A 2,843-nucleotide genomic window follows, 5' to 3' on the forward strand; every position below is an offset into this window, starting at 1 on the left:
GCGGCCCGCTCCAGGGGCAGCATGTGCCCCGCCCCGGGGAACGTGACCAGCTCGGCGTGCGGCAGCTCGTCGGCCAGCACGCGGGCGTGGCGCGGCGGGGTCAGCCGGTCCGCCCCGCCGGACAGCACCGCGCACGGGACGTCCGCCAGCTCGACCAGCGCCTTGCGCCGGTCGTGCTCGTCCAACGAGTCGCGGAACGCGACCATGCTCACCGGGTGGCAGCGGCCGACCATGATCGCGGTGCGCGCGACGTGCCCCCGCGACGGCCGCTCGCCGAACAGCAGCCACCGCAGCCCCGGCCGCAGGGCCCCGGGCCGCCGCAGCAGCTCCGGCCGCGGGGACGCCGCGATGCGCCGGTTCAGCACCTTCTCGCCCGCCGGGAACGCCCGGCCGAGCGCGCCCGGCAGCCCCAGCGTGGACCCCGCCAGCTCACCGCACGAGGTGGCGACGAACGCCACCCCCGCCACCCGTTCCAGCAGGTCGGGGCGCTGCTCGGCCAACGCCATGATCGTCATGCCGCCCATGGAGTGCCCGGCCAGCACGACCCGCCCGGTCGGCACCCGGTCCTCCAGCAGCTCGGCCAGGTCGTCGGCGAGCCGGGCGATCGTGGCCGACCCGGCCGGCGCGGGCGCCGAACCGCCGTGCCCCCGGTGGTCGTAGCGCAGGACCCGACCGGGCAGCGCCGCCGCCACCTCGTCCCACGACGTGTGGTCGAGCGTCCAGCCGTGCAGCAGCACGGTCGTCACCCCGGCGTCCGGCGGACCGGTGTCCACGACGCGCAGCGCGGTGCCGTCGGACGCGGTGAAGCGCGGGCCGCTCACGGGAGCAGGAAGGACCGGCGCCACGCCCGCGTCCCCGGTGCGCCGACGAGGCCGACCTCGTCGAGGAACGCCATGATCCGCTCGCCCGCCCAGCGCAGCGTCCCCTGCCAGTGCGGGTTGCCCAGGGCCGCCCGGTGCGCGGCCTCCTTGTCCAGGCCGACCGCGGCGTACACGTCCGGGTGAATCAGGGAGCGGGTGATGAACAGGGACGTGGTCGCGACCAGCCACCGCTGGTAGGGCAGCTCGGCGCGGCTCAGCCCGGCCATGCCGCGCACGACCTCCTCGCGCGCGAACCGCACGTGCCGGGCCTCTTCGAGCACGTGGATGCGGTTGACCATGCGCACGAGCGGCTGCACGGTCTCGTCGGCCATCGTCTCGCGCTGGAGCCGGTCCAGGACCTCCTCGGCCACCAGGATCGAGCCGTACAGGGCGGGGCCGTAGCCGATCACCGGCAGCAGCTTGCCCAGGTGGTACGTGTACCGGCGCGGCCCGTAGGGCGGGCAGCCGATGGCCTCGACCATGCGCGCGAACATCGTGGAGTGCCGGCACTCGTCGGCGACCTCGGTCAGCGCGTACTGGGCGTGGCGGCTCGTCGGGTCGGCGCGGTAGACCTCCTTGAGCAGCATCCGCATCAGCAGGATCTCGAACCACAGGCCGACGGACGCGATGCTCGCGATCTCGTGCCGGGACAGGTCGATCCGCTGCTCGGGGCTCATCCGGTCCCACAGCCCGGTGCCGTACAGCGAGCAGCGGTGCTCCGGGGTGTAGCGCAGGCCGGCCACCGGGGGCGCGGACCAGTCGATGTCCACCTCGGGGTCGTAGGACCTGTCCGCCGACGAGTTGAGCAGCCGTTCGGCGGTCTTCTCGCGGTCCGCGACCTTCACGGTCCTCGTCATCGGGCCCCTCCCCGGTGGTGCCACCCTGGATTACTGCTACTTCAGGTAACAGTTACTTCTGGTAGCGTGCGTCACATGGCTCGAACTGTCAAGGGCGGGACGGACGCGCGTCGCGAGCGGTGGAAGGGGCACCGCGAGGCACGCCGCGCCGAGTTCGTCGAGGCGACGATCCGCGCGGTCGCCCAGCACGGCCCCGACGTGGGCATGGACGAGATCGCCGCCGAGGCGGGCGTGAGCAAGCCGGTGCTCTACCGGCACTTCGCCGACAAGTCCGACCTGTACCTCGCGGTCGGCCAGCGCGGCACCGAGATGCTGATGGACCGGCTCGGGCCCGCCATCGGCCTCGACGGCCCCGTCCGCACCCGCATCAAGCGCATCGTGGACGCCTACCTGTCCGTGATCGAGGAGCACCCCAACCTGTACCGGTTCGTGGTGCGCAAGTCGTTCACCGACCGCCCGGTCGAGCAGGACGTGGTCACCGAGGACAAGACCATGATCGCCAACGCCCTCGCCCGCCTGCTCGGCGACTACCTGCGGGCGTTCGGCATGGACTCCGGCGGCGCCGAGCCGTGGGCGCACGCCCTGGTCGGCATGGTGCAGAACGCGGGCGACTGGTGGCTCGACCGGCAGTCCATGACCCGCGCGAGCCTCAGCGGCTACCTCACCGAGATCATCTGGCACGCCCTCGACGGCCTGCTCCGCTCCGCCGGCGTCGAACTCGACCCGGACGCGCCGCTGGTCACCGACCTGTCCGCCGACGAACCCCGGCTGCGGCTCGTCGACGCCGAGGAGGCGTGATGGCACCCGACGAGGCCCCCGACCACGACGAGGACCACAGCCGCAGCGAGGACGCCGACCACAGCGAGGACGGGTACCGCGGCGACGCCGTGCTCGTGTTCGACCAGCGGGAGGTGCCGGTCAGCGTCGAGCTGCGCGGCTGCTTCCAGCCCATCGACGGCCGCTACCACTGGTACGGCCGGGTCGCGGCGAACGACGAGGTCACCGCGCTGGTGCGGGCCGGTGCGCGGACCGCGCTGCTGCGCACCCCCGCCGGCTCGGCGACCGGGTCGCTGACCGACCCCGACCCGTGGTCGCGCTACCGCGTCGCGGGCACCTCCACGCCGCC

Annotated in this window: 4 protein-coding genes; 2 read left to right on the forward strand and 2 right to left on the reverse strand. The window is 73.8% G+C overall.

Annotation, left to right across the window (positions count from 1 at the left end):
* Positions 1–821, reverse strand: an 821-nt coding sequence (locus ACR807_RS41575; RefSeq protein ID WP_438927058.1) for an alpha/beta fold hydrolase, incomplete at its 3' end; no start/stop codon positions are given.
* Complete coding sequence (locus tag ACR807_RS41580; protein WP_438927059.1) at positions 818–1,717, reverse strand: AurF N-oxygenase family protein; 900 nt, start codon at positions 1,715–1,717, stop codon at positions 818–820. The genes ACR807_RS41575 and ACR807_RS41580, both read right to left, overlap by 4 nt.
* Positions 1,718–1,792: 75 nt before the next feature.
* On the opposite strand from ACR807_RS41580, the gene ACR807_RS41585 reads away from it, so the two are divergent.
* Positions 1,793–2,515: a TetR/AcrR family transcriptional regulator gene (locus ACR807_RS41585; protein WP_438927060.1), complete on the forward strand. Its 723-nt coding sequence runs from the start codon at positions 1,793–1,795 to the stop codon at positions 2,513–2,515.
* The coding region (locus ACR807_RS41590) for a DUF4873 domain-containing protein (protein ID WP_438927061.1) at positions 2,515–2,843 on the forward strand (329 nt) is incomplete at its 3' end. The genes ACR807_RS41585 and ACR807_RS41590, both read left to right, overlap by 1 nt.

Source organism: Saccharothrix sabaoui, assembly GCF_051756985.1.
GTDB lineage: Bacteria > Actinomycetota > Actinomycetes > Mycobacteriales > Pseudonocardiaceae > Actinosynnema.